Below are 25,695 nucleotides of genomic sequence, written 5' to 3'. Positions count from 1 at the left end.
GGAGGCGGGGGCGGGGGGCCCGTGTTGCGGGCAGGGTAGGTTCCACCTGGGGAATTCCGGGTTCTCGATCTCCTCCGAAGGGGCGAAAGTCGTATGACCGAAACCGTTGCGAACTGGGCCGGCAACATCACCTTCGCCGCCAAGGAGCTGCACCGTCCGCACTCGCTCGACGCGCTCCGGTCGCTCGTCGCGGCGTCCGGACGGGTGCGGGTGCTGGGCAGCGGGCACTCGTTCAACCGGATCGCCGAGCCCGGCGGCGACGGAGTGCTGCTGTTGCTGGACTCCCTGACCGGCGACGTCGAGGTGGACACGGCGGCGCGGACCGTGCGGGTCGGGGGCGGAGTGCGGTACGCCGAGCTGGCGCGCCGCGTCCACGAGCACGGCCTCGCGCTGGCGAACATGGCCTCCCTGCCGCACATCTCGGTCGCCGGGTCCGTGGCGACCGGCACGCACGGCTCGGGGGTGGGCAACGGCTCGCTCGCCTCGTCGGTGCGGGAGGTGGAGATCGTCACCGCGGACGGCTCCACCGTCGTCCTCGGGCGCGGCGACGAGCGGTTCGGCGGGGCCGTCACCTCGCTGGGCGCCCTCGGCGTGGTGACCTCGCTGGTCCTCGACCTGGAGCCCGCCTTCCGCGTCGAACAGCATCTGTTCACCGAACTCCCGCTGGAAGGGCTGGACTTCGAGACGGTGGCCGGGGCCGCGTACAGCGTCAGTCTGTTCACCGACTGGGACGTGCCCGGGTTCCGGCAGGTGTGGCTGAAGCGGCGCACGGACGAACCGCTCGCCGACTTCCCGTGGGCCGCCCCGGCAGAGCGTCCCCTGCACCCGGTGCCGGGGATGCCGGCCGTCAACTGCACCGAACAGCTGGGCGTGCCGGGGCCCTGGCACGAGCGGCTGCCGCACTTCAGGGCGGAGTTCACCCCGAGCAGCGGGAACGAGCTGCAGAGCGAGTACCTGCTGCCGCGCCGGCACGCCGTGGAGGCGCTGCGGGCGATCGACGGGATCCGGCGGACGGTCTCCCCCGTCCTGCAGATCTGCGAAGTGCGGACGGTGGCCGCCGACGAGCAGTGGCTGAGCCCCTCCTACGGGCGGGACACCGTGGCCCTCCACTTCACCTGGATCGAGGACACGACGTCCGTGCTCCCCGTCGTGCGCGCGGTGGAAGCGGCGCTCGAGCCGTTCGAGCCCCGCCCTCACTGGGGCAAGGTGTTCGAGACTCCCGCCGCGGCGCTGCGCGGGCGCTACCCACGGATGGACGACTTCAAGGCTCTGGCACGCGAGCTGGATCCGGCCGGGAAGTTCGCCAACGACTTCGTACGGGACGTCCTGGGAAACTGATGTCACGCTGTTACCGGCGCGACTTTATAAAGCCCCTTTCCTAACCCCTTGTCGAACGCTGCGGCACCCCATAGCCTGGCGCGGCGCCGGTGCCGTCGCCGGGCGGACCCGCCCGGCCCGAAGGGGCGGGACCGACGGAAGTGATGAGGGGGCACGCTCCATGAAGCGCGGCACGTCACGGGACATCCGCACCGCGAACCGCTACGAGGTGCTGCGTCAGATCATCGCCGCCTCGCCCACGTCCCGGCAGGAGCTCGCGGCAGCCACCGGTCTGTCGCTCGCCACCGTCGCCACGCTCGTCGGCGAGCTGCTCGACCTCCGCATGATCACAGAGGTCGGGTTCGAGGATTCGGCGGGCGGTCGCCCCCGGGGCCTCGTGGCCGTCAACGCGTCGGGGGGCGCGTTGATCGGCGTGGACATCGCGGAGACCTACGTTCATGTCGAGCTGTTCGATCTGGCCCTGAACGTGCTCGCCCGCGCCGCGGAGGACATGCGGCCCGGCGAGAGCCGCCCCGAGCAGGTCGTCGGTCACGTCGCCGCCGCCGCGGGCTCGGTGGTCGCCCAGGCCGGGGTCGAGGCCGCCCGGGTGCTCGGCGTCGGGGTGAGCGTGCCGGGACAGGTGGACCGCGCCACCGGCGTCTCCGCGTACGCGCCGAACTGGGACTGGCACGACGTACCGTTGCTCGACCTGCTCTCGGAGCACATCGCCTACCCGTTGTACCTGGACAACCCGCTGCGCGCGGGCGCCGTCGCCGAGCTGTGGTTCGGGGCGGCGCGCGGGCACGGCGACGCCGTGGTGGTGAACCTGGGGACCGGAGTGGGCGCCGGTCTGGTGCTGGGCGGCGGGCTGCACCGCGGGGGCAGCAACAGCGCCGGCGAGTGGGGGCACACGACGCTCGTGCTCGACGGCCGACCGTGCCGTTGCGGCAACCGCGGTTGCGTCGAGACGTACGTCGGCGCGCCCGGCATCATGCAGAACCTGCGTGAACTCAGCCCGCACAGCACGCTGTTGCACCCGGAGGACCAGACCGCCACGATCGACGCGCTGGCCGCCGGGCTCGCCGCGCAGGACCCCGACGCCGTCGAGGCGGTCCGGGAGACCGCCCGGTACCTCGGAGCCGGCATCGCCAACCTGGTCAACCTCCTCAATCCCGGGGTGGTCGTCCTGAGCAGCTGGGTGGCCGCCCGGCTCGGCGAGCCCCTTCTGAATGAGGTGCGCGAGGCCGTCGCCCGGCATGCGCTGCAGCGTCCGCTGGCCGCCAGCAGGATCGTCCTGTCGCCCATTCCCTCCGACCCGGCGTGCCTGGGGGCCGCGACGTTCGCGCTCGAAGGGGCGCTGCAGTCGGTCGGACAGCGGAGCGTCAAGCGCACCGCGCCGGCCCGGGTGAGGAGCCGCATCGCACCGGCCCCCTGACGCCCGGCACACCGCATCGCATCACATCGCATCGACCACACGACGAGGAAAGGGAGGCCGTCTTGGCCGCCGGCACCGCGAGCGCGCCGCGCTCAGCCACGGCGCCCGCCCCGAGTACGCCGCGCACGAGAGCCGCGAGCACGGCGCGTACGAGCGCCGCGATGCCCGCCGTCCCCGCGAGCACCGGCATCACCGCTCGCCCGGCTCCGCACGGTCACCCGACCGGAACCCCGCGCGGAGCCGGCGCCCGGCCCGGAGCAGGAACCGGCGCCCGGCCCGGGGCCAGGACGTCGCCGGCGTCGCACACCCCCGCGTACCGCGATTCCGGCGCCCCGGGCTCCCGCACGCGCCGCGGCACTCCGGTCGGCGAGCGCGTGCGTGACGGCCACCGCCATGACGACCGCCGCCATGACGACCGCAGTCATGACGACCGCCGCCGTGACGACGGCAGACGTGACGCCCGGCGGGTGCGCAGACGCTGCCGCGCCCCCTCGGCGGGTGCGCCCACGGCGTCTCGACGGCCCGGCGGGCGCCGACCGTCCCTCCCCTGAGACCGAGGGCCGCCGGCCCTGACACCGGCGGCCCTCTCCTTCCTTCCCGACGCCCACGACGCCCGTTTTGAAAGCGCTTGCACAAGCTCCGCCGCAAGCGCTTTCGAACAACGCCCACGCCATTGCCGTTCGCGATCCCGAACCGATCACAACGCTTCGAACAGACTTCGTCCAACCCCTTGCCGAAGCCTTAGCCGAAGGTTAACGTCCCGCTCCGCGACAGGAATTGAGCCACCTGCGCCGAGCGAAGAGCCCCAGCCGTACTCCGAGACAAGGACGTCACCATGTCGGCACTGAGCAACAGCAACTGGTCCCGCAGGTCCCTCTTCCGGGCCGCGGCGGGGATGGCCGCCGCCGGCAGCCTCGCGGCCTGCGGCGGCAACAACGGCCGCAGCGGCGGTGCCGGTTCGGGCGTCGACCTGACGCAGTACTTCCACGCGTACGGCGAGCCGGGCACCGAGCAGGCGATCAAGAAGTACGCGAAGGCCTATGACAAGGCGAACGTGACCACGCAGTGGATCACCAGCGCCGACTTCGAGAGCAAGCTGTTCGCCACCCTGCTCACCAAGAACGCGCCCGACCTCTTCGAGTTCCACCCGCAGATCCAGATGGTCAAGAGCGGTCAGGTGGCGGATCTGACCGACATCATCGATCCGGTCAAGAGCGACTTCAACCCGGCCGACATCAAGTCCCACACGGTCGACGGGAAGATATACGGCGTCCGCATGATCGACGACCCGCAGTTCTTCTTCTACCGCAAGTCGATGCTGGAGAAGGCGAAGGTCGAGGTGCCGACCACGCTCGACGAGCTGATGGAGGCCGCCGCCAAGCTCACCACGGGCAAGGTCAAGGGCCTGTACATGGGCGACGACCTGCACAGCGTCATCAACCCGATGATCTGGTCGGCCGGCGCCGACACCCTGAACGAGAAGAACGAGATCGCCTACCACACCCCGGGCGTCATCGAGGGCATCAAGAAGATGCGCAAGCTGTTCACCAGCGGCCACCTTCTGCTCGGCGCGCCGACCGCGTCCTGGGACCCCTCGTCGCTCAACCAGGGCCTGTGCGCGATCCAGTTCTGCGGCATGTGGGCGATGCCCGGCATCCAGAAGGCGCTCGGCGACGACTGGGGCGTCTTCCCCTTCCCGAAGACCGTCGACTCCGGCAAGCAGTCCGTCTACAACGGCGGCTGGTCGATGTTCGTGAACGCCAAGGGCAAGAACGTCGACGCGGCCAAGGAATACGTCAAGTGGCTGTGGATCGACCAGAAGAAGTACCAGGAGGACTGGGCCACCTCGTACGGCTTCCACATCCCGCCGCGCACGTCGATCGCGCAGTCCGCCACCAAGCTCAAGTCGGGCAACGCCGCCGAGGGCGTCAGGCTCTTCAACGAGTTCGGGCACTTCGACAACATCGGCTGGACCCAGGCCATGATCACCTCGCTCGAGGACGTCTTCGCCAACTCCGTCCGCAAGGACATGGACCCGGAGGCCGCGCTGGACAAGGCCGACGCGGCCGTCAACCGCGAGCTCAAGAAGCTGTTCGGATAGGCCGCGGGACCTCGACATGTCGACGACCACGACGCGCGACCTCGCGCACCCCGCCCCGGCGAAGCCCTCACCGGCCAAGCCGCGGCGGGGGCTGCGGGGCAGCCCCACCTTCAACTTCTGGCTCTTCACGGGGCCGTTCCTGATCGGTCTGGCGATCTTCGTCTACGCGCCGATCGTGTGGAGCATCTGGCTCAGCTTCTTCGAGGCCCGCTTCACCGTCACGCCGGACAAGTTCATCGGCTTCGAGAACTACACCTACATGCTGACGAACGACGACTTCGTCGGCTCCCTCGTCACCTTCACCGTCTTCGCCGCGTTCATCGTGCCCACCACGTGGGCGCTGTCGCTGAGCCTGGCCCTGGCTGTGAACCGGCTCCGCTTCATGCGGGCGTTCTTCCGTTCGGTGTTCTTCCTGCCGACCGCGTGCAGTTACGTCGCCGCCGCGCTCATCTGGAAGATGTCGATCTTCAGCGGGGTCCGCTTCGGCCTCATGAACACGGTCCTCGCCTGGTTCGGCATCGACAACATCGCCTGGCTGGTCGACCCCAACCCGCCCTGGTACTGGCTCGTCATCGTCACGGCGCGCCTGTGGCTGCAGTCCGGCTTCTACATGATCCTCTTCCTCGCCGCGCTGCAGAACATCCCGGGCGAACTGTACGAGGCGGCCGCCATCGACGGCGCCAAGCCGGGCTGGCAGACCTTCCGCCACATCACCCTGCCCCAGCTGCGCGCCACCTCCACCGCGGTGATCCTGCTGCTGCTCATCGCCGCCTACCAGGCGTTCGACGAGTTCTTCAACCTGCTGTCGAAGACCACGTGGGGCCGTCCGCCGCTGGTCGAGCTGTACTACAAGGCCCTCGGCGAGAGCCAGGACTACGGCGCCGGCAGCGCCGGAGCGGTCATCCTGACCGTGCTGATCTGCGCCGTGACCCTGCTCCAGGGCAAGTTCATGGGCTTCGGAAGGGGGGACGAGTCCAAGTGACCACCACGACGCCCGAGGTGCACAAAACCGCACCGCCGTCCCGAAAGCCCCGCCGAGGCGGGCGCGGCGGCGGCGTGATGAGCTCCACCGGCCTCTACATCGCCACCGGTGTCGCCGGCTTCTTCTTCCTCGTCCCCTTCTACCTGCTCGTCCGCAACGCCCTGTCCACCGACACCGACATCACCGGAGAGAACTGGAAGTTCTTCCCCACGGACATCCAGTGGGGCAACGTCAAGGAACTGTTCACGGACGAGACGGTTCCCTTCGCCCAGTCGCTGTGGAACTCGGCGGTGGTGGCCACCCTGCACACCGTCGGCGTCCTGCTGGTGTGCTCGCTCGCGGGCTACGGCCTCGCCCGCATCCCGTACCGGCACGCCAACAAGGTCTTCTACGCCGTCCTCGGTACCCTGATGGTCCCGACGGCGGTCACCTTCGTCCCCAGCTTCGTCCTGGTGTCGTCGCTCGGCTGGGTGGACACCTACCGGGGTCTCATCATCCCGGGCCTGTTCAGCGGTTTCACCTGTTTCCTGTTCCGGCAGTACTTCCTGGGCTTCCCCAAGGAGCTGGAGGAGGCCGCGCGCGTGGACGGACTGGGTTACTGGGGTGCGTACTGGCGCATCGTGGTGCCCAACTCGCTGAACTTCTTCGCGGCGATGGCGACCATCACCTTCATCAACGGCTGGAACTCGTTCCTGTGGCCGCTGGTCATCGGCCAGGACCCGGGGTCGTGGACGGTCCAGGTCGCGCTCTCCAACTACATGACCAACCAGACCGTCGTCTTCCACCTGATCTTCATGGCCACCGCCTTTTCCATCCTGCCCCTGGTGTTCGTGTTCCTCTTCCTCCAGCGCTGGCTGGTCCAGGGGATCGCACAGACCGGCATCAAGGGCTGACCTAGGAGACCCATGTCCTTGCGCACCCCGGCCGTCGACTACGTCGAGAGCGTCTCTCCCGGCAGCGGAGCCCTTGCGCCCCGCGCCTGGTACGCGTCGTCCGACGCGAAGTCCCTTTCTTTGAACGGGCGTTGGAGACTTCGCGTGTCGGCCACAGCCGACGCCGAGGACGACGCGTTCGCCGAGGAGGGTTACGACGCGCAGGACTGGGCCGAGGTCACGGTGCCGGGCCACTGGGTGCTGCAGGGGGACGGCGTCTTCGGCTCACCGATCTACACCAACCACCTCTACCCCTTCCCGGTGGACCCGCCCCGCGTTCCCACCGAGAACCCGACCGGCGACCATCGACGGGTCTTCGACCTGCCCGAGGGGTGGCCTGACCTTTCCGAAGGCGGTTTCGTCCTCCGTTTCGACGGTGTGGAGTCCTGTGCCCGTCTCTGGCTGAACGGGACGGACCTCGGCGAGTTCAAGGGGTCCCGACTGCCGCACGAGTTCGCGGTGGGACATCTGCTCAAGCAGCGCGGCAACGTCCTTGCGGTGCGCGTCCACCAGTGGTCGGCGGGGTCGTACCTGGAGGACCAGGACCAGTGGTGGCTGCCGGGCATCTTCCGTGACGTCACCCTGCTGCACCGGCCCGTGGGCAGCGTGCTCGACTTCTTCGTGCACGCCTCCTACGACCACGTCACGGGCGAGGGCGCGCTGCGCGTCGACTCCGACGTCGACGGGCGGGTCGTCGTCCCGGCCCTGGGCATCGACACCGCGACCGGGGAGACCGTCACGACGCCGGTTCGGCCCTGGACGGCGGAGACGCCCACGCTGTACGACGGCGAGCTGGTGACCGAGGGCGAACGGGTGCCGTTGCGCATCGGTTTCCGTACCGTCGAGCTGGCGGACGGTCTGATCAAGGTCAACGGCCGGCCGATCCTGTTCAAGGGCGTCAACCGGCACGAGTGGCACCCGGAGACGGGCCGCGCCCTCGACCTGGAGACGATGCGCGCGGACGTGCTGCTGATGAAGCGGCACAACGTCAACGCCGTCCGCACCTCGCACTACCCGCCGCACCCCGCCTTCCTCGACCTGTGCGACGAGTACGGCCTGTGGGTCATCGACGAGTGCGACCTGGAGACCCACGGGTTCGTCGAGCAGGACTGGCGGGACAACCCCGTCGACGACGAGCGCTGGACCCCCGCGCTGCTCGACCGCGCCGCCCGCATGGTCGAACGGGACAAGAACCATCCGTCGGTCGTCATCTGGTCCCTCGGCAACGAGGCCGGTACCGGGCGCGGACTGACCGCGATGGCCGAGTGGATCCACGGCCGTGACGCCTCGCGCCTCGTGCACTACGAGGGCGACGTCGACTGCCGTGACACGGACGTCTATTCCCGCATGTACGCCTCTCACGAGGAGGTCGAGCGGATCGGCCGGGGACTGGACGGCGGCACACTCGGTCGGCGTGAACTGCCGTTCATTCTCTGCGAGTACGCCCACGCGATGGGCAACGGCCCCGGCGGCCTGGCCGATTACCAGCGTGTCTTCGAGGCGCACGACCGGCTCCAGGGCGCGTTCGTCTGGGAGTGGATCGACCACGGCATCCTGCACCCGGAGCTGGGCTACGCCTACGGCGGCGACTTCGGCGAGGAGCTGCACGACGGCAACTTCGTCTGCGACGGCCTGCTCTTCCCGGACCGCACGCCCTCCCCCGGCCTGGTCGAGTTCAAGAAGGTGATCGAGCCGGTCCGCATCGAGGGCGACGGCACGGGCGGGACCGTGCGGATCACCAACAGCTACGACTTCTGCGACCTCTCCCACCTGAAATTCGAGTTCTTCCACCAGGTGGACGGCTCTCCCGCCGGCTCGGGGGCTCTCACCGTCGGGCCCCTCGCACCCGGGGAGTCGGCCGAGGTGAAGCTGCCGTCGGGTCCGGTCGGCGAGGGCGGCGAGGTCCAGTGGACGGTTCGCGCGCTGCTCGCCGAGGACACGTCGTGGGCGCCCAGGGACCACCCGGTGGCCTGGGGTCAGGAGACCGTCGTCCCGAGGGCGCCGGTGACCGTCGCCGCCTCGCGTCGACCCGTCCCCGGCGGACGGCTGCTCACGCTGGGGCCCGGCGTCTTCGACGCCCGTACCGGCGCGCCGAGGTCGATCGGCGGCGTCGACGTGCGGGAGCTGCGTCTGGACGTGTGGCGGGCGACGACCGACAACGACGACGGCGCGTCATGGCAGGACGACACGCGCTACGGCCAGGTGTGGCGCACGTACGGCCTGCACCGCATGCGGCACCGCCTGGACGGCGTCGAGCCGGCCGACGACGCGCTGACCGTACGGACCCGGGTGGCGCCGGCCGGCCGCGAGCTGGGCCTGCGCACGGTGTACCGCTGGACGTCCGACGGGACCCGGCTGAAGCTGACCGTCTCCGTGGGACCCGAGGGCGACTGGACGATGCCGCTGCCCAGGATCGGCGTCCGCTTCGGGCTGGCGGGAGAGTCCGCCGGACACGCACGGTGGTTCGGCGGCGGTCCCGGCGAGGCGTACCCGGACACCAGGGCCGCGTCGCTGCTCGGCCGGTGGGACGCGAGCATCGAGGAGCTGCAGACCCCGTACGTGCGCCCGCAGGAGAACGGGGCCAGGGCCGACGTCCGCTGGGCGGAGCTCGGCGGCCTGCGCATCGAGGGGGACCCGGCGTTCTGGTTCTCCGCCAGGCGCTGGACGACCGAGCAGCTGGACGCCGCGCGGCACCTGACCGACCTCACCCCCGGCGACACGGTCTGGGTCAACCTCGACCACGGCCAGCACGGCATCGGCTCCCAGTCCTGCGGTCCCGGCCCGCTCCCGCAGTACTTCCTGAACGCCGAACCCGTCGAGTTCTCCTTCGTGTTCTCGGAGACCGACTGACCGGCCGACCGCCCGCACGCCGTCCCGGCTGTCGGCCGGGCGACGTCCGGGCACGGACCGACTCCCTCCCGCGGCCGGCCGGCCCCTCGGGCCGGCCGCGCCGCGCCGCGCCGCAGTGGAGGTTGAACGAATGAAGGGCAGCATCGAGGTGCGCGGTCTGTCCCGCACCTTCCACACCACCGTCCGCCGCCCCGGCCTCATCGGCGGTCTGCGGTCCCTGGTCGACCCGGAACGGATCGCCAAGCACGCCGTCCGCGACATCACCTTCGACGTGGCCCCGGGCGAACTCCTCGCCCTCCTCGGCCCGAACGGCGCCGGCAAGTCCACCGCCATCAAGATGCTCACCGGCATCCTCACCCCTACGTCCGGTGAGGCGCGGGTCGCGGGCGTCGTGCCGTACCGGGAGAGGGAACGCAACGCCCGCAACATCGGAGCCGTCTTCGGGCAGCGCACGCAGCTGTGGTGGGACCTTCCGGTGCGCGAGTCGTTCGCGATCCTGCGCGACATCTACGAGGTGTCCGGCACCGAACACGCGCTGCGGCTGAGGGAGTTCGACGATCTCCTCGAGCTGTCCTCGTTCTGGGACACCCGGGTGCGCCACCTGTCGCTCGGCCAGCGGGTGCGCTGCGACCTCGCGGCGGCGCTGCTGCACGACCCGCCCGTGGTCTTCCTCGACGAGCCCACCATCGGGATGGACGTGGTGGTGAAGGAGCAGGTCCGCGAGTTCCTGCGCCACCAGGTCGAACAGCGCGGCCGCACGGTCCTGTTGACCACGCACGACATGACGGAGGTCGAGCGCCTCGCCGAGCGCGTGGTGCTGGTCAACCACGGCAGGCTGGTGCTGGACGGCACCCTCGACGAGATCCGCCGCACCTTCGGCTCCACCTGGCAGGTGCGGGCCACTCTCGCCGACCCGCACGCCGAGGTCGTGGCGCCGCCGGGCATCACGGTCCTGCGCCGCGAGGGCGCACGGGTGGTGTTCGGCCCGGACGGTGCGGGCGCGCCCACCGTCCACCAGGCGCTGAAGGCCGTCATCGAGCGGTACGAGGTGACGGACGTCGCCGTGGACGAGGCGGATTTGGAGGACGTGATGCGCGCCGCGTACGCCCAGGCCGGGACCGCGTGATGGCGGTGCCGACCGGCTGGCGCGCCGCCCGGGTCACCCCGCTCGGGGAGCTGCGCACCCCGCCCCGGATGACCGCCGCCCTGCTGCGGCTCGCCGTGCAGGTGGTGCTGGTGGCGTCCCTGTGGCGCGGTCTGTACGCCCACACGGGCACCACCGGGGGACTCACCCGCGACCAGGCGGTCACCTACGCGGTGCTGGCCGTACTCGCGTCCCGGCTGCGGGCGTTGGACCAGTACACGGGCCGGGACACCGTCATCCAGCACATGCACTTCGGCACCATCGTGTACTGGTACCTGCGGCCGCTGCCGCCGCAGCGCTACTACGCCCTGCGGGCGCTCGGCGAGCAGCTGTACGGTCTGGCATGGGCGCTGGCCGGATACGCCGTCTGCCTGTGGACCGGGACGGTGAGTCCTCCCGGTTCCGCGGCCGTGGCGGGGGTGTTCGCGCTGAGCCTGCTGCTCGGCCAGTGGATCCTGTACTACGTCATGCTGGCCATCGACCAGCTCTGTTTCTTCACGTTGCGCAACAACGCCGCCATGCTCATCCTCATCTTCGCCCAGAACCTGCTCTCCGGGGTGTACGCACCCTTGTGGTTCTTCCCTGACTGGTTCGTCACGCTGAGCGCCTTCCTGCCGTTCCAGGCGACGCTGAGCGTGCCGTTGTCGCTCTACGTCGGCCGCATCCCGCTGTCGGACGCCGGGCCCGCCCTGCTGGTCCAGGCCGCCTGGGTGATCGTGCTGGCGCTGTTCACCCGACTGGTGTGGCGACTCGCCGCCCGGCGGGTCATCTCGCAGGGAGGCTGATCTCCGTTGAAGACCGTGCGCCTGGCGTGGCGGATCACGCGTCTCAACTTCCGCGCGCAGCTGGAATACCGTTCCGAGTTCCTGATGATGATCGCGATCGGCGCCGTCTGGCAGGTCTCGGTCATCGTCTTCGCGACCGTGCTGCTGACCCGGTTCAGCGGGATGGGCGGCTGGGACAGCTCGGACGTCCTCCTCATTCCCGCGAACCGGATGCTCGCCCACGGTCTGTTCGTGCTGTTCCTGGGGCGCGTGCACGGCATCGGACACTTCATCCAGGAGGGCCAGATCGACGTCTGCCTGGTGCGTCCGATGTCCGTGCACCTCCAGGTGCAGCTGCGCGTGTTCCCGACGAACGCGATCGGCGACCTGACGGTCGCGGTGGCACTGATGGCGGGCGCGCTCGGCCGCAGCGGACTCGACTGGACGGCGGGCCGGACGTCGTATCTGATCGCGGCCGTCGTCGGCGGCATGTTCCTGGAGGCCGCCCTGTTCACGGCGGTGGCCTCCGCGGCGCTGCGGTTCCCGGCCGCCGACTACTGGGGGCGCTGGCTGGAGGAGCTTCTCGGCACGTTCGGAAGCTACCCCCTCAACGTGCTGCCCAAGGCGGTGGGCGGCTTCCTGACGTACGGCCTCCCGCTCGCCTTCGTCGCGTACTTCCCCGCCGCCGTCCTGACCGGCCACGCGCACGGCACGGGCGTCCCGTACTGGCTGGCGGCGGTCTCCCCGCTGCTGGGCCTGCTGGCGTACCTCGGCTCACGGCTGCTGTGGCGATGGAGCCTGCGGCACTACACGGGGGTGAACGGATGACCGGCGGACGAGCGGCTCACACCCGGGACGGGCGCGCCGGCCGGCGAGGCCCTCACGCCCGTCCCGGGCAGTAACTCGTTTCTTCGATCCGCTCAGATGCGGGAAGCGGTTCCGCAACTGTCGGACGTGCTGCCCTCGCCGATGCCCTTGCTCCGGTCGTACGGGTCCGCGGTCGGGCCGGTCTGCGCCGGACCCGTCGGCTCCGCCGACCTGAACCGCGGGTGCAGGAAACCGTCGTGGACGTCACAGGCCGAGTTGAAGAGCTCCTCGTCGTACCGGACGAGGAGCAACCGCCCCGGCGTGACGTCGTAGTGCGCGGGGTCGGGGATCTCGACGTCGACGACGCGCCGCACGATCGTCCGGGTGACCTCCGGTGGGCCCTCGGCGGGCCGGACGGGATAGACGAAGGTGTAGTCGGCGTGCACGATCACACCGTCGTGCTTGCTCTTCTTGTAGGTCATGCGTCCGCGCGTCTTGACCACGTCGCCCACGACCCTGGTCTCGTCGGGGTCGAACCGACTGAACAGGGTCAGCGGGTCGTGCGTCCTGTCCGGCGAGCGAAGGAATGCGTCGAGGTCGTCGAGCAGATGCGGCTGCTTGGGATCGAGCACCGAGAGAGCGGCGGCCGGACGTTCGCCGCGCAGCGTCTTCGGCTCCAGGTTCGCGCCGATCAGCAGTTTCCTGGTCAGTTCCAGCGCTTTCGACACACGTTCCTTCGGCGCCGGCCCGACGGCATGGGCGGCCGGCAGGACCACACCGGCCTGGCCGTCGGCCCAGGCGAGGGCGGGGGAACCGGCGAAGGGCCTGTCGATGGTCGGCACCTGGTCGGGCACGGACCCCGGTGCGGCGGTGGGGGCTGCGGTCTCCGCGGGCAACGGAGACACGGCGGCGGCCCTGGGTTCGCCTGTTCCGAAGGGGTCACCGGGCAGCAGGGACGGTCTGAGCGCCACGGCGACCACACCGAGCGCCAGGAGCACGCCGAGCGCCGACCACACCTGCCGCCGCCTCGTTCTGCCGTTCATGTCCCGCGGGGTCGGACCGGTCCGCCAGCCCTCGGGCTCGCCCTGGTGCCGCAGCCGTTCGGTGACCATGCGGGCCCTGGCGGAGGGCTCCTTCGGAGCGGAGGCCGCGCCGAGCTCGCTGTCCCGGAGGAAGGCCTGCCATTCCTCGTCGGATATGGACGGGTTGTCTCCCGCCTCATCAGAGGGTTTGCCGACCACGGGGTGCGTACCTTCTTTCTCTTGCTTTCAGGTTGTTTCAGGAACCTGCCGTGTGCGCCGGCCCGACGGGGCCTTCGGGCCGCCGTTCTGCGCAACTCCACTTTGGCGTGGGGACAGGGCGCCGGGGAGCCGGCGGGGCGTGCGGTCCCCGATGGGGATTCTGCGGAACGGAGTCGAACGCTCCCGGCCTGCCGCCGCTTCCGGGGTGCCGGCTCCCGGATGCGGAACCGCCGTCGCCGTCGCGCCTCTTGCGGTCGCGCTTCTGCTTGGCGAACGGCGCTGCGCGGCGGCGCGCTCTCGTGCCGCTCGACTCCGTGCACGGCACAGCCGTCGACGCGTAGAGCGAAGAGACGCGCGGCCACCCGCGGTGGCGTTCGGTGAAGGAGACCCGGTGGCCGTGTGAGGGACGGAAAGCGTCGAGAACGGCGTTTCGGCAACACTCGCGCCCGATGCGGAACCGTCGTTGCTCCCGGTCGAGCACACGGAAGCGCACACGGCGCGGAACGACAGCGTCACCCACGCCGACATCAGCGACGCACGTGACATCTCCACCCCTGGAAACGGTTGTCCGGATTCTCCGAGTTCTCGGCACCGAGGGGTTGTCGAGTTCGACAGTGGTGAAGCTGAAGGCGGCTCGAGGTACCGATCGTTGCGACATCGGTTTCCGCGGCCCGTCATCCCCCTGCACCCCGCTGCACACCGGCCCCCCTGCATGCGTCGCGGCACAGTATCAGAGTGCCCCGCAGCCGCCCTGGTGCAGGTACGGGTCATTCACCCGGTCCATGCGCTCCGGCCTTTCGCCTGCGGAGCACTTAGGATTTCGCCGACACCCCGGGTCCTTCGAGCGCGCACAAGGCGGTTGCCCATGCCAAGAGTCGGCCTCACCACCGACCGCCTGGTCGAAGCCGCCGCCGAACTGGCCGACGAGGCCGGCTTCGACCACGTCAGCATCTCGGCGCTGGCCCGGCGCTTCGGCGTGAAGGACGCGAGTCTGTACTCGCACGTCAGGAGCCTCGGGGAACTGCGCACCAGACTCGCGCTGTTCGTCGGCGGCGAGATGATCGACGCGATCGGCTCCGCCGTCGTCGGACTCGCGGGCAAGGACGCGCTGGTCGCCTTCGCGGGGGCCTACCGGCGGTACGCGCTGCAGCACCCGGGCAGGTACGCCGCCACACAGATCCGTATCGACCCGGAGCGGGACCGGGAACTGACCGCGGACTCCCCCGTCCTGCGCCGCACCGCCGAGATCACCTACGGGATGCTCCGGGGGTACGGCCTCGATGAGCCCGACCTCACGGACGCCGTCCGCCTGTTGCGCAGCACGTTCCACGGGTACTGCATGCTGGAGGCGGGCGGCGGCTTCGGCGCGCCCCGGGACGTACGGCAGTCGTGGGACAAGGCGGTCGACGCCCTGCACGCGGCCCTCACCCACTGGCCGCGGGAGGCGGCCGGCGATCACGGATGACGACGCCTGACAGCAAACCTGACAGCAAACAGTGAACTCTCCGGTCAGGGCGCCAGGCTTGCCACCTCTTGGTAGGTCGGTGTGCGGCCACCAGGAGTGCGCCCTGCACGGACGGCGTCGACGGCCTCCAGCACGGCGCCCAGAGCCCGCCGGTACAGCAACGAACCGAGACTGATGCGGCTCACACCGAGCTCGGCGAGGTGCGCGACGGTGAGGCCGGCCGGTGAGTAGAGGATGTTGAGCGGCACGTCAATTCGTGCGACGAGCACCGAGATCTCTTTCGCATCGGTCAGCCCGGGCACGAACACGCCGTCGGCTCCCGCCTGTTGGTAGGCGTCGAGGCGGGCAAGCGTCTCGGTGGCGCCGTGCTCGCCGAGCCAGTACGTGTCCGTGCGGGCGTTCACGAACAGGCCCGGCACGGCCGACTTGACGGCGGCGATCTTCGCCGCGTGCCGGGCCACCCGGCCGAAGCCGTCCTCCAGGTTGATGCCCACGGCACCCACGGCCGCAAGCTGCCGCGCCAGCTCCGCCACCTCGTCCGGATCGTCACTGAAACCTGTTTCGGCGTCGACGGACAGAAGAAACGGTTGTGAACCCAATGTCAGCGCTAGGCGCAGTGTCTCGTCGCGGGTCGCGGAAGCGCCGTCGGGCCGTCCCACCGCCGCGGCCACGGCCAGACTCGTCGTACCGATCGCCCGGAAGCCCTGCCCCGCCATGGCGGCCGCGGAGGCGTGGTCCCAGGCGTTGGGCAGAAGGAGGGGAGCGTCGGTGCGATGAAGGTCCGCGAAAGAGGCCGACGTGGAGGTCGCTCGGGGTGCGCGCATACGCGTCACGCTAGAGGCGTGTCGCTGCGGCCACCGCCGAACTGTCGAGGCCCGACGGCAGCCGCCCGACGCTGCCATGGCACACGCGGCACCGCGGCCGCAGCGCATGCGGCAGCCGCGTCGGGCCCGGCGCTGCCACTTCCCCGGGCCGTCTCGGCTCCGCCGTCGACGCTGCCGCCGAGGTGTCAGTCGGCGGCACGCTCCCGCTCGCTGCGCTCCACGCAGAACTCGTTGCCCTCCGGATCCCTGAGGACGGCCCATCCCCTGCCGTCGGGCATACGACGGTCGTCGAACAGCGTGGCGCCGAGCTTGAGCAGGCGCTCCACTTCCTCATCACGGGTGCGGTCCTGCGGCTGGATGTCGAGGTGGACGCGGTTCCTCTGGTTCTTGGTCTCCGGGACGGTGACGAACAGCAGGCCCGCCCCGGCGATGAGCGCCTCCTCGTCGCCGGGCTGGTCGTCCTCCTGGAGCGGCTGGCCGAGCACCTCGGACCAGAAGCTGCCGAGGGCGTAGGGGTCAGAACAGGCGATCGTCACATGGCGTATGGCAGAAGTCATGCGCGGATTCTTCTCGAAACCGCTTACGCACAGCAACGCAGTTTTCGCGGTCCGAGGAACGTGTCCCCGGGTCGGCAATGTTTCCCTCGGTCACGGCACTTGGGAGTTCCGAACGAACGCGAGGTGTGCGCCGTCGGCACCTGCACCGGTGCGTTCGCAGGGCGCCCACCTCAGGCTCGTCAATCGGAACGGCGTAAGCCGGTGCGCGGACCGCCTAAGCCGGACCACGTGTGGAGCACCCGCGTCGTCGGCGGCATCGCGTCCCGCGTCATCGCGACGCATGGACGGTCCGCCGTCTGTCGTCGCTCACTCCGGTGACGCCGCCGGACGCAACGGCACGCTCACCAGGGCTTCACCGACCACGACGGCGTTGCGGATCGCTCGTCCGAAACCGTGGGACCGCCGGGAGCGGTGGCCGCGTCCGGCGTCGTGACCTCGTCCGGAGCGCCGCGCCCGCCGGCGTCAGCCGCGTCGGTCAACGCTGTGGGCCTGCCACCCGATGCCAGGAAGCGGAAGCGGCGCTCCGGGCCCGTCCGCCAGCGGATGCTCAGGTCGTACGCACCGTGCGCGTCGTCGGCTGCCGCCGTCCTGTGCACCTTCACGGCCGCGAGGTCCTGGAGGGGCAGCGGGTCCGGCTCCGCGGTGAGCCGGGCCAGCGCGACGAAGAGCGTCGCGGGGCCTTCGTCCACCACGCCCGAGAGCGCAGGAGCGTGGCCCGTGAGCCCGTGCACGGGCAGCAGCTCGGCTCGCTCCGCCCCGCCCTCCACGGTCGCCCAGCCCGTGACGAGGACGTCCGTACCCGGGGCGACGCCCGCGACCAGGTGGGCGCGCACCTCCACGGCGCCGTCGGCGACCACCAGGCTCGTGACCTCGGCGCCGGAGCTCTGGAGGTGCCGTGAGGCCGCCCAGCCCTCTCCGGCGCCGAGCGGGACGATGCCTTCACGCTGCGGGTCGCCGCCGACCGTGACGGTGTTGTCCGGCGGTGAGCCCAACGGCCGGGTGACGGTGGAGTACGCGAAACGGGTGTAGTACGGGTCGTAACGGACGTCCTCGCTGCCGTGGTTGTGCAGGCGGACCAGGCCGTCCGAACTGGTCGACTGAATGAGCCAGTTGGGTGCGGCAAGCGGCGTGATCGCGTTTTCCCGCTCGGCCGGTGCCGCTTCTTCCCGAGCGGTCCACACGTCGTGTTCCGGTGGAAGGAGCAGCCCGAGGAAACCCTTGCTGGCCCAGTAGGGGGAAGCCGGGCCCGAGTATCCCTGCAGGACCGACTCGTCGGCGCCGTGCCAGCCGAGGGTCAGCAGTCCGTGCGCGTCGACCGCGTCCCGGTCCAGGAAGTATTTGAGCGCGCCCGAGGCGAGGCGGCGGGTCTCGCCCGCAGGCAGCGGCGTGTGGCCGGTCAGGGCGCCCAGCCACAGGGGAGCGGTGGTCGCGAAGCGGTAGGTGAGGGAGCGCCCCTGGTGCATCGGGGCCCCGTCGGCGCCGAACAGGCGGGCGTAGTCGGCGAGATGGGTGGCCAGCCGGCCGCCGTAGCGGGCCAGCAGGTCGGCGTCGTCGGCAAGCCAGGCGTGCAGGACCGGGTAGAGGTGCATGGCCCAGCCGTTGTAGTAGTCGAAGGCCCGGCCGGGGCCGTCGGTGTACCAGCCGTCGCCGACGTACCACTGCTCGATGCGCTCGAGGCCCCGGTCGATCGCCTTGCGGGAAGCCTCCGGCTCATGGCCGACCGATTCCAGGAATCCGCCCACGGTGACGGGAAACAGCTCCCAGTTGCAGGGCCAGGGATCCGCGGTGAGCGAGTCACCGAGCCAGGCCGCCGTGCGTTGCCGGGTGTCGTCGTCGAGCCGGTCCCAGAGCATCGGGCGGGTCAGCCGCAGCGCGAGGGCGATGGACGCGGCTTCGACGAGGGGCTGCCCTCGGTCCTCGATGCGGGGCCAGACACCGCGGACGCCGGCCGAGAGACCGCTCGCGTAACGTTCCAGCGCGGTTTCGTCCCGGCGGAACGCGGCGAGCAGAAGCGTGCGGGCGTATCCCTCCAGGCCGTCGGAGAGCCGGCCGGACCAGCTCCCGTGGCTTCCGGGAAAGTAATAGAGAGCGCGGTCTTCGGTGGCGTACGGCTCCACCGCGGCGAGCAGGGCGTCGGCGGCGGCTTCCCAGTGGGCGCGGGTGTATCCCGTGCGGGGGCTGCGGGCGAGGTCGGGCGGGGGCAGGTGCATGGTGTGTTTCTTTCCTTCGCTGCCGGGTCCGGGCACAGGGATGTCAGGACCTGGGGGCGTCCCGGTTCCGGTCGGGGCGCCCCCAGGCGTTCATCCCACCCGCACGGTGCCTTCGGGCACCAGATGCCGGGCGAGGAGTTCGTCGCGCACCAGGCCCGCGTAGACGGTGGCCCCGTGCACGGAGGTGTGCGTGTTGTCCCTTTTCTCGTTGTACAGGTAGAGCGCCTTGGAGCCCTCGACGCCGAGGGACTCCACCACCGCCTTGGTCCTGGCGGTGAGGTCGATCAGCGGGACGTCCTGTGCGGCGGCGACCGAGCGGATGACCGCCGGGTGGTCGACGCCGAGTCCGTTGACCAGCAGAGCCGTTCCGTTGTTCAGTGTGCCGTCGGCGTTGAACCAGCGGCGCACGATGGGTGTCACCAGGACCGGCCGGCCGCCCTTCTCCCTCACCCCCGCCACCAGTGCCTCGAGGTTCGCGCGGTACGTCGCCTCGTCGGTCGTCTTGTCGTTGTGGGCGAGCTGGACCAGGACGAGGTCGCCGTGGCGGATCAGCGGCCGGACCGTGGCCCAGAGTTGCGGGTTCCCCAGGTACGTGACCGTACTCTCCCCCGAGTCCGCGTAGTTGGCGACGGAAACACCTTGCCGCAGATACTGCGGCAGCTGCTGGCCCCACCCCGTGTACGGCTCGGCGGGCTGGTCGCAGACGGTGGAGTCGCCGACGAGGAACATCTGCCGGGCGTGCCGGGCGGGGGTGACCCGGATGTCCGCCAGGGCCGGAGCGGATCCGCCGAGGACCAGGTCCAGGCCGGCGGTCCCGGCGGGCCCGGTGGGCTCCCCCTCGGGGGTTCGGACGTCGACGGTGAAGCTGCGGACGACGTGTCCGGCCGCGGGGACGGCGGTCTCGGGAAGCAGGGTTCGCCGGGTCTCCGCGGTGACGCCGGTGGCGGACGCGACGCCGCCGCCGAGTACGACCGTCACGTCATAGCTGCCTGGTGCGACGTCGAAGTGGCAGGCGGTGGCCGAGCAGTTGTCGATGCCGAGGGGGGCGCGACCGCCGTGGGCGTGGGCGGTCGGCGCGGCCGTCAGGCCGGCGGCCAAGGTCAGGGCCGCCAGCACGGCGGTATTGAAACGTCTCACGTGCGTTTCCTCCGTCATGGCACAGGGGCTGGCGGCTGGACCGTACCGCCTCCGGCAAGCGCTTTCTAGACCTTGCGCAGATTTCGTAGAACTGTCGACCTCGTGAGCGTGAAAGCCCTTTCGCGAAATCGTTTCAACTGTCACCCTCTCAGACATCCGCACCCCCACCTCCCGAAGGAGGCACCCCCATGTCCGGATCCGCTGATCACCCGGTCCGACGCCGCACCTTCGTCCTCGGCGCCGCGGTCGCCGCCGGCTCCGCCGCCCTGGCCGGGCCGCTCGCCGCCCCCGCCCTCGCCGCGGCCTTCGGTTACACCGACGACGGCTCGCACTACGTCGTCGACACCGGTGCGGACCTCGTCTTCAAGGTCAGCAAGTCCACCGGCGATCTGACCTCGCTGCTCTACCGGGGCACCGAGTACCAGGGCTACGGCGGCAAGAACTCGCACATCGAGTCCGGCCTCGGCAGCTCCACCGTGACGATCGCGCGGTCCGGCGCGACGATTCTGATCTCCGTCACGCACGGCACGCTCCGGCACTACTACGCGGCACGCAGCGGCGAGAACAACATCTACCTGTGGACCAACAAGGCCGACACGTCCGTTTCGGCAACCCGTTACATCGTGCGGGTCAGGGCCGGCCTCTTCCTCAACGACGAGCCGGACTCATACACATACACGACCAGCACCATCGAGGCGTCGGACGTCTTCGCGAAGTCCAACGGCCAGACCCGTTCCAAGCACTACTCCAGGCTGCGCGTCATGGACTACGACTACATCGGCTGGTCGGCCGGCGGCGTCGGTCTGTGGATCGTGCGCAGCAACCACGAGAAAGCCTCCGGAGGCCCTTTCTACCGCTCTCTCCTGCGCCATCAGAGCGCCGACGGCGGCGGCCTGTACGAGATCCTCTACTACGGCCAGAACCAGACGGAGGCACAGCGCTTCGGCCTCCAGGGCCCGTACGTGATCGCTTTCACCAACGGCGGCGCTCCCGCCTCCTCGCTGTTCCCGGGGACGCTGAGCACCTCGTGGGCGGACTCGCTCGGCATCGCGGGGTACGTCGGCGCGAGCGGCCGCGGCCGGGTCGCGGGGGTGGGCATCACGGGGCGGAACACGGCCCACCCCTACACGGTAGGCCTGGCCAACGCGAACGCGCAGTACTGGGGTTCGGCGCGTGCGTCCGACGGCTACTTCTCGATCGCAGGCGTGCTTCCGGGGACGTACACGCTCACCGTCCACAAGAGCGAGCTGGCCGTGTACACCACGCAGGTGACGGTGAGCGCCGGCACGACGACCACGCTGAACTCGTTCGCTGTCCCTTCCTCGAACGATCCGAGCAACGCGAGCGCGATCTGGCGGATCAACGACTGGACCGGCACACCGAGCGGCTTCAAGAACGCCGACCTCATGACGTACGCGCACCCTTCGGACGTCCGCGCCTCGGCGTGGACCGGAAACGTCGTCATCGGCAGCGGCAACGAGACCTCGGCGTTCCCTTGTTACCTCTGGAAGGACGTCAACAGCGGCCTGCTCGTGTACTTCAAGCTAACCGCCGCCCAGGCCGCCGCCGCGCACACACTGCGCATCGGCGTGACGACGGCCTACGCCAACGGCCGGCCGCAGGTCGTCGTGAACGACGCCTGGACCTCCACCGTTCCGTCCCCGCCCACCCAGCCGAGCACCCGGTCCCTGACCAACGGGTCCTACCGGGGCAACAACCACACGTTCACCTACAACGTCCCCGCGAGCGCGTGGCTCACGGACCCCGGCCAGTACAACGTACTGAAGATCAACGTGGTGAGCGGGTCCGGGACGACCTCCTACCAGAGCGCGGGCACCTCGATCGACGCGATCGACCTGCTCGCATGACAGATGATCAAGAGCCGCGTGTCCACTGCTGGTTGGCACCTCCGTTGCACGCGTACGTGATGATCGCGGCGGAGTTGGCGGTGGACGCGCCGTTCACGTCCAGGCACTTTCCGCTCGCGCGCGACGTGATGTTCACGTAGCTCCCCGACGTCTTCAGCGACCACTGCTGAGCGGTGGACGAGACATTGCAGTCCTCCTGGCTCACCGTGCCCGCGTTCTCCCGCACGCACAGGGAACTGCTGCGGACGACCAACTGGTAGTAATCGCTTCCGACCGGCTTGAACCAGTACTTCTGGTTGTTGCCGCCGTTGCAGTCGTACTGCTTGATCTGGACTCCCGCCCAGAGCGACTGGCCGGGGACGTCCGCGCACTTGCCGCTGTGTCGGGCGACGAGCGTGTTGTAGGCGGCGCTCGTGCCCGTGACCGTCCCGGTGACGGTGTCGACCGTCACCTCGGGGGTCCATGACATCGACAGCGAGGTGGATGTGGGGAAGGCCAACGGCAGCCAGACGTAGCGGGAGTCGTTGACGGTGCCGCCGAAGGAGTCGCCCCAGCGGTCGCCCAGATACAGGTAGGAGGTACCCGAGGTCCCCTGGACGGGAAGGACGTACGCGGTCTGCGAGCCGTACGCGGTCGCGTCGCCGACGTTCGTCATGGCCGTCCAGGGACCGGCGAGAGAGGTGGCCGTCGCGTACTGCTGCTGGTTGGGGCTCCACCCGGTGGCGCCCGAGGTGAGCATGAAGTACACGCCGTTGCGCTTGAACAGCGCCGGCGCCTCGCGGTGGCCGTTGTGCCAGGGGTCGGCGACAAGGCTTGCGACACCGGTGTAGTCGGCGGTCAGCCGGTAGATCTGCAGGTCGTAGTTCTCGCGCGCCGCCGAGACCATGTACCCCGCGCCGTCGCTGTCCACAAAGACCGTGATGTCGCGCGACATGTGCTGGTCGAGCGGCCGGAAGCTGCCCTGCCAGGCGTAGTCGCCGTCGACGGTGTCCGACACGGCGACGGCGGCTCGCGCCTCGCTGTAGTCGGTCCCGTTCTCCTTGTGCATCCACATCACGAACTTGCCGGTGGCCGCGTTGTAGACGACCTTCGGGCGTTCGATGTTGGCGGTGGCCAGCTCGGGCGCGCTCGACTGGGTCAGCACATGGTTGCGGAACTCCCAGTTCTTGAGGTCGGTGGAACGGTAGGCGTCCACGTACCGGAACGTGTTGTCGGCGTTGCGGTCCTCGCCGAACCAGTAGTAGTAGGAGCCGACTTTGAGGACTCCGCCGCCGTGAGCGTGCAGCGGATCGCCCGAGGTGTCCTTGAACTGCGTGCCGTTGGCGATCGACACGGGCGCCGCCTGGGCAGGTCCGGCCATGGCAAGCGCGCCGGTCAGGGCCAGACACAGGGCGAGCAGGGTTGTGTACGCACGTCTCATCTCACGGGCTCTCTTTCATGGTGTCGGCGACCGGGGCACCCGACTCCGGGGGTTGCCGTCCAGGTCCGGCGCGGGGCAGGGGTCCGGGTGCGGCGCAGGGCCTGTGGGTCGGCGCGGTGGGGGGAGGACGGAAATGCGGGCCGCGCAGCTCCTCTCGACGCCAAAGGGGCGTCCGGAACTGCGAACAAGAAGTGGAGTGACGAACGCCGAAAAGGTAAGGGCGTGTTACGAGGAGGTCAACGGGTCTGACGTGACTTGCCAGAAAGCCCTTTCCGCGACGTTTCTCCACGCTGCCGCCGCATCCCCCTCCGGGCCGGGGAAACCTGCGGACGATCCCAGGAGAAAATTTGTGTTATCGCTGTCGGGCCCATGCGTCTCCGATGTGTGCGCAGCCCTTACCCCACCTCAGCAGCAGGCCTCGGCGTCCTCATGACGGTCGCGGCCGCACTCCTGGTCGCCGCTCCCCCCGCGGTGGCCGCCGGCCCCCGTGACGTCACCGCCGACGTCCTCGCGGACCGGGACGTCACCCTCGCCGGCGACACGGTGGTCACCGTGCCCGCGGGGACAACGACGTACGACGGCGCTTTCCGCGGCCAGGGGACGCTCACCGTACGAGGTGGCGGAACGCTCGTCCTGACCAGGGACAGCGACTTCACCCTGCCGGAGTCCCGGCGCAGACAGGTGGTGCGCACCCAGGGCGGGAACCACCCGTACACCACGGTCAGCAACCCCGACCCGCCGGCGATCACCGTCGCACGCGGGGCGACCCTGCAGTACGGAACCGGTAAAGGCACCGGTCTGATCGGGCACTTTCCCTACGACACGCCCGGCTACCGGCTCAACCAGCTCAACGTCCGCGTCGACGGCACGCTCCGGCTGTCGTTGACCCGCACGTTCAACATCGGCACGATCAGCGGGTCCGGTCTGGTCACCCAGCCCCGGAACATGTGGGGCACGCTCGATCTGGCGGGCACCCACCCGTTCTCGGGAGTCATCGACAACGGCACGGGCGCCGCGGTGGGCCGTCCCGAGTTCCCGGTATCACTGCCCGACGCCCGAGCGATCGTCAACCAGGGCTCCTGGATCATCGACACCCCGCTGAACCAGACGATCACCCTGCGCCAGAACTTCTACCAGCGGGAGTACGGCAGCGACGTCAACGTCCACACGCGGCCCGGCAGCAAGGTCATCCTCTCCGGGCAGTACAGCTACAGCGACCAGGGCGGCGACGCGCACCCCTCGCTCAGCGACCCGGGCATCAACTGGCGTCCGGTGGCACACCAGTTGAACAAGCGCGGCACCAACATCGAGGGCGCGAACGTGCAGTGGGGTGACGGCACCACGCACAAGATCTTCATGCCGGGGACCAAGGACACCGTCTACATCAACATGCACGAGGCCAGCGGACGGCGGTCCCTGCTGACCTTCGACTACAACGGGCCGGTCACTCTCGGCGCGCCGATCGGCGGCGGCAGATACCACGACACCCTGGCCGCGCCCGGCGCCGGGGACGTCGTCATCGCGGGAACGAAGGGAAACGACGTCACATTCGCCGCGGATCAGTACTACGACGGTTCCACAACAGTGCACAAGGGTGCGGTCCTGCGGCTCGGATCGGCACAGGGCGACGGCTCGCTGCTCACCGGCACGGACCGGCGCCGTATCGTGAACGACGGCACGCTCGTCGTGAGTAACGCAAAGAGAGCGTTCTCGCTGTCCCGGCTCGGAGGCAGCGGCTCACTCGTCCAGTCAGGACCCGCGACGACGACCCTCACGGGCCCCGCTGTGACCTACACGGGGACGACGACGATCAAGCAGGGAACGCTCGCGCTCGCGGACGGTGCAAACCTCGCCAACAGCAGGGCGGTACGGCTGACGTCGGCCGCGGCACGTCTGGACACCGGAGGCTCGCCACTGCGGGTGATGAGCGCCCTCAGCGGCACGGGCACCGTGAAAGGGGCCGTGACGAACGAGGGCGTCGTCACGTGCGGGCTGACGGTCACCGCCGGCTACACACAGACCGACAAGGGCCAACTGGTCCTCACGGGAACGCCGTTGAAGGTCGGCGGAAAGGTGAGCCTGCAGGGCGGACTCGATCTGTCGGCCGCCGGGGCGATCACCCCGGCGAAGACCCCGCAAGCCGCTTCCCCACAGACCGACGGCGTAGCCGGACCGTCGTCCGCCGCGTCCCGTGCAACCCCTCGCCGAGAGATCCGCGTCCTGGAACACACCGGCGACGGGCCGACCACCGGCACGTTCGACGGACTGCGCGAGGGCACCGAGGTGAAACTGGCCGACACCGTTTACCGGATCAGCTACAAGGGCGGCGACGGGAACGACGTCGTCCTGACCGCGACCGCCGCGAGCGCCTCGGCGGATGTGCGCGGGCAGGCCTCGTCCGGAGTCGCGTCGGGCGACACCCGCGGTACCGGCTCCGCCGAGGGCGGCGCGTTCGGCTGGTGGCCCTATGTGCTGGCAGCAGGCCTGCTCGGCGCGCTGCTGTTTCCGGCGACCAGGCGCACGCGGGGCAGGGGACGCCGTCGGGGCGGCCGGCGCGCGGCGCACGGGCGGTGAGTGAGGGCGATCTGTTCATGGACTGGACCCGTCGGGCCTTCCGCCGGCTCTTCGACTAGCGTCGTGA

Annotated in this window: 18 protein-coding genes; 12 read left to right on the top strand and 6 right to left on the bottom strand. The window is 70.0% G+C overall.

The window, feature by feature from the left end:
* Nucleotides 1-93: 93 nt before the first annotated feature.
* The 9 genes from ACH4ZA_RS04835 to ACH4ZA_RS04795 all read left to right on the top strand — a co-directional run bounded on the left by ACH4ZA_RS04835 (nucleotide 94) and on the right by ACH4ZA_RS04795 (nucleotide 12,353).
* A complete protein-coding gene (locus ACH4ZA_RS04835; protein WP_398428027.1) occupies nucleotides 94-1,338 on the top strand; it encodes a D-arabinono-1,4-lactone oxidase in 1,245 nt (414 codons plus the stop codon).
* A 160-nt stretch (nucleotides 1,339-1,498) separates the two neighbouring features.
* Complete coding sequence (locus tag ACH4ZA_RS04830; protein ID WP_398428026.1) at nucleotides 1,499-2,752, top strand: ROK family transcriptional regulator; 1,254 nt, start codon at nucleotides 1,499-1,501, stop codon at nucleotides 2,750-2,752.
* Between the two features lie 835 nt (nucleotides 2,753-3,587).
* Nucleotides 3,588-4,853, top strand: a complete 1,266-nt coding sequence (locus ACH4ZA_RS04825; RefSeq protein WP_398428025.1) for an ABC transporter substrate-binding protein — start codon at nucleotides 3,588-3,590, stop codon at nucleotides 4,851-4,853.
* Between the two features lie 16 nt (nucleotides 4,854-4,869).
* A complete protein-coding gene (locus tag ACH4ZA_RS04820) occupies nucleotides 4,870-5,835 on the top strand; it encodes a carbohydrate ABC transporter permease (protein ID WP_398428023.1) in 966 nt (321 codons plus the stop codon).
* A complete protein-coding gene (locus ACH4ZA_RS04815) occupies nucleotides 5,832-6,728 on the top strand; it encodes a carbohydrate ABC transporter permease (RefSeq protein ID WP_398428022.1) in 897 nt (298 codons plus the stop codon). Before ACH4ZA_RS04820 ends, ACH4ZA_RS04815 begins: the two co-directional genes overlap by 4 nt.
* A 12-nt stretch (nucleotides 6,729-6,740) precedes the next feature.
* On the top strand, nucleotides 6,741-9,617 hold the full coding sequence (locus ACH4ZA_RS04810) for a glycoside hydrolase family 2 TIM barrel-domain containing protein (protein ID WP_398428021.1): 2,877 nt from the start codon (nucleotides 6,741-6,743) through the stop codon (nucleotides 9,615-9,617).
* 130 nt (nucleotides 9,618-9,747) lie between these two features.
* Complete coding sequence (locus tag ACH4ZA_RS04805; protein ID WP_398428020.1) at nucleotides 9,748-10,743, top strand: ATP-binding cassette domain-containing protein; 996 nt, start codon at nucleotides 9,748-9,750, stop codon at nucleotides 10,741-10,743.
* Complete coding sequence (locus tag ACH4ZA_RS04800; RefSeq protein ID WP_398428019.1) at nucleotides 10,743-11,546, top strand: ABC transporter permease; 804 nt, start codon at nucleotides 10,743-10,745, stop codon at nucleotides 11,544-11,546. The genes ACH4ZA_RS04805 and ACH4ZA_RS04800 overlap by 1 nt, the downstream gene beginning before the upstream one ends.
* Nucleotides 11,547-11,552: 6 nt before the next feature.
* The gene (locus ACH4ZA_RS04795; RefSeq protein WP_398428018.1) at nucleotides 11,553-12,353 is read left to right on the top strand and encodes an ABC transporter permease; all 801 of its coding nucleotides are present in this window, start codon (nucleotides 11,553-11,555) and stop codon (nucleotides 12,351-12,353) included.
* Nucleotides 12,354-12,445: 92 nt separating this feature from the next.
* Here the strand turns inward: ACH4ZA_RS04795 and ACH4ZA_RS04790 are convergent, their stop codons facing one another.
* Nucleotides 12,446-13,573 (bottom strand): hypothetical protein, encoded by a 1,128-nt coding sequence (locus ACH4ZA_RS04790; protein WP_398428017.1) that lies wholly within the window; start codon nucleotides 13,571-13,573, stop codon nucleotides 12,446-12,448.
* Between the two features lie 865 nt (nucleotides 13,574-14,438).
* On the opposite strand from ACH4ZA_RS04790, the gene ACH4ZA_RS04785 reads away from it, so the two are divergent.
* Nucleotides 14,439-15,038 (top strand): TetR/AcrR family transcriptional regulator, encoded by a 600-nt coding sequence (locus tag ACH4ZA_RS04785; RefSeq protein ID WP_398428016.1) that lies wholly within the window; start codon nucleotides 14,439-14,441, stop codon nucleotides 15,036-15,038.
* A gap of 44 nt (nucleotides 15,039-15,082) precedes the next feature.
* Here ACH4ZA_RS04785 and ACH4ZA_RS04780 read toward each other — a convergent pair whose 3' ends face one another.
* The 4 genes from ACH4ZA_RS04780 to ACH4ZA_RS04765 all read right to left on the bottom strand — a co-directional run bounded on the left by ACH4ZA_RS04780 (nucleotide 15,083) and on the right by ACH4ZA_RS04765 (nucleotide 19,766).
* Complete coding sequence (locus ACH4ZA_RS04780) at nucleotides 15,083-15,862, bottom strand: isocitrate lyase/phosphoenolpyruvate mutase family protein (protein ID WP_398428015.1); 780 nt, start codon at nucleotides 15,860-15,862, stop codon at nucleotides 15,083-15,085.
* Between the two features lie 185 nt (nucleotides 15,863-16,047).
* The gene (locus tag ACH4ZA_RS04775) at nucleotides 16,048-16,419 is read right to left on the bottom strand and encodes a VOC family protein (RefSeq protein WP_398428014.1); all 372 of its coding nucleotides are present in this window, start codon (nucleotides 16,417-16,419) and stop codon (nucleotides 16,048-16,050) included.
* A gap of 341 nt (nucleotides 16,420-16,760) precedes the next feature.
* Nucleotides 16,761-18,629 carry a DUF2264 domain-containing protein gene (locus ACH4ZA_RS04770; RefSeq protein ID WP_398428013.1) on the bottom strand — a complete coding sequence of 623 codons (1,869 nt, stop codon included), beginning with the start codon at nucleotides 18,627-18,629 and terminating at the stop codon, nucleotides 16,761-16,763.
* Between the two features lie 90 nt (nucleotides 18,630-18,719).
* Nucleotides 18,720-19,766 (bottom strand): rhamnogalacturonan acetylesterase, encoded by a 1,047-nt coding sequence (locus ACH4ZA_RS04765; protein ID WP_398428012.1) that lies wholly within the window; start codon nucleotides 19,764-19,766, stop codon nucleotides 18,720-18,722.
* Between the two features lie 188 nt (nucleotides 19,767-19,954).
* Here ACH4ZA_RS04765 and ACH4ZA_RS04760 point away from each other — a divergent pair, with 188 nt between their 5' ends.
* Entirely contained in the window at nucleotides 19,955-21,634 is a 1,680-nt protein-coding gene (locus ACH4ZA_RS04760) for a rhamnogalacturonan lyase B N-terminal domain-containing protein (protein ID WP_398428010.1), read from the top strand.
* A 7-nt stretch (nucleotides 21,635-21,641) separates the two neighbouring features.
* Here ACH4ZA_RS04760 and ACH4ZA_RS04755 read toward each other — a convergent pair whose 3' ends face one another.
* On the bottom strand, nucleotides 21,642-23,054 hold the full coding sequence (locus ACH4ZA_RS04755) for an RICIN domain-containing protein (protein WP_398428008.1): 1,413 nt from the start codon (nucleotides 23,052-23,054) through the stop codon (nucleotides 21,642-21,644).
* Between the two features lie 369 nt (nucleotides 23,055-23,423).
* Here ACH4ZA_RS04755 and ACH4ZA_RS04750 point away from each other — a divergent pair, with 369 nt between their 5' ends.
* Nucleotides 23,424-25,628: an autotransporter-associated beta strand repeat-containing protein gene (locus ACH4ZA_RS04750; RefSeq protein WP_398428006.1), complete on the top strand. Its 2,205-nt coding sequence runs from the start codon at nucleotides 23,424-23,426 to the stop codon at nucleotides 25,626-25,628.
* Nucleotides 25,629-25,695 lie beyond the last annotated feature (67 nt).

The sequence above is a fragment of the Streptomyces sp. NPDC020597 genome (genome assembly GCF_044335095.1).
In the GTDB taxonomy this organism is placed as follows: domain Bacteria; phylum Actinomycetota; class Actinomycetes; order Streptomycetales; family Streptomycetaceae; genus Streptomyces.
Note: the sequence above shows the minus strand (reverse complement) of the source record. Positions and strands in the feature narration are given on the sequence as shown.

Coding starts and splice junctions, on each gene's coding strand:
- ACH4ZA_RS04835 (WP_398428027.1), top strand. CDS start 94: ATGACCGAAACCGTTGCGAACTGGGCCGGCAACATCACCTTCGCCGCC.
- ACH4ZA_RS04830 (WP_398428026.1), top strand. CDS start 1,499: ATGAAGCGCGGCACGTCACGGGACATCCGCACCGCGAACCGCTACGAG.
- ACH4ZA_RS04825 (WP_398428025.1), top strand. CDS start 3,588: ATGTCGGCACTGAGCAACAGCAACTGGTCCCGCAGGTCCCTCTTCCGG.
- ACH4ZA_RS04820 (WP_398428023.1), top strand. CDS start 4,870: ATGTCGACGACCACGACGCGCGACCTCGCGCACCCCGCCCCGGCGAAG.
- ACH4ZA_RS04810 (WP_398428021.1), top strand. CDS start 6,741: ATGTCCTTGCGCACCCCGGCCGTCGACTACGTCGAGAGCGTCTCTCCC.
- ACH4ZA_RS04805 (WP_398428020.1), top strand. CDS start 9,748: ATGAAGGGCAGCATCGAGGTGCGCGGTCTGTCCCGCACCTTCCACACC.
- ACH4ZA_RS04800 (WP_398428019.1), top strand. CDS start 10,743: ATGGCGGTGCCGACCGGCTGGCGCGCCGCCCGGGTCACCCCGCTCGGG.
- ACH4ZA_RS04785 (WP_398428016.1), top strand. CDS start 14,439: ATGCCAAGAGTCGGCCTCACCACCGACCGCCTGGTCGAAGCCGCCGCC.
- ACH4ZA_RS04780 (WP_398428015.1), bottom strand. CDS start 15,862: ATGCGCGCACCCCGAGCGACCTCCACGTCGGCCTCTTTCGCGGACCTT.
- ACH4ZA_RS04775 (WP_398428014.1), bottom strand. CDS start 16,419: ATGACTTCTGCCATACGCCATGTGACGATCGCCTGTTCTGACCCCTAC.
- ACH4ZA_RS04770 (WP_398428013.1), bottom strand. CDS start 18,629: ATGCACCTGCCCCCGCCCGACCTCGCCCGCAGCCCCCGCACGGGATAC.
- ACH4ZA_RS04760 (WP_398428010.1), top strand. CDS start 19,955: ATGTCCGGATCCGCTGATCACCCGGTCCGACGCCGCACCTTCGTCCTC.
- ACH4ZA_RS04755 (WP_398428008.1), bottom strand. CDS start 23,054: ATGAGACGTGCGTACACAACCCTGCTCGCCCTGTGTCTGGCCCTGACC.
- ACH4ZA_RS04750 (WP_398428006.1), top strand. CDS start 23,424: ATGCGTCTCCGATGTGTGCGCAGCCCTTACCCCACCTCAGCAGCAGGC.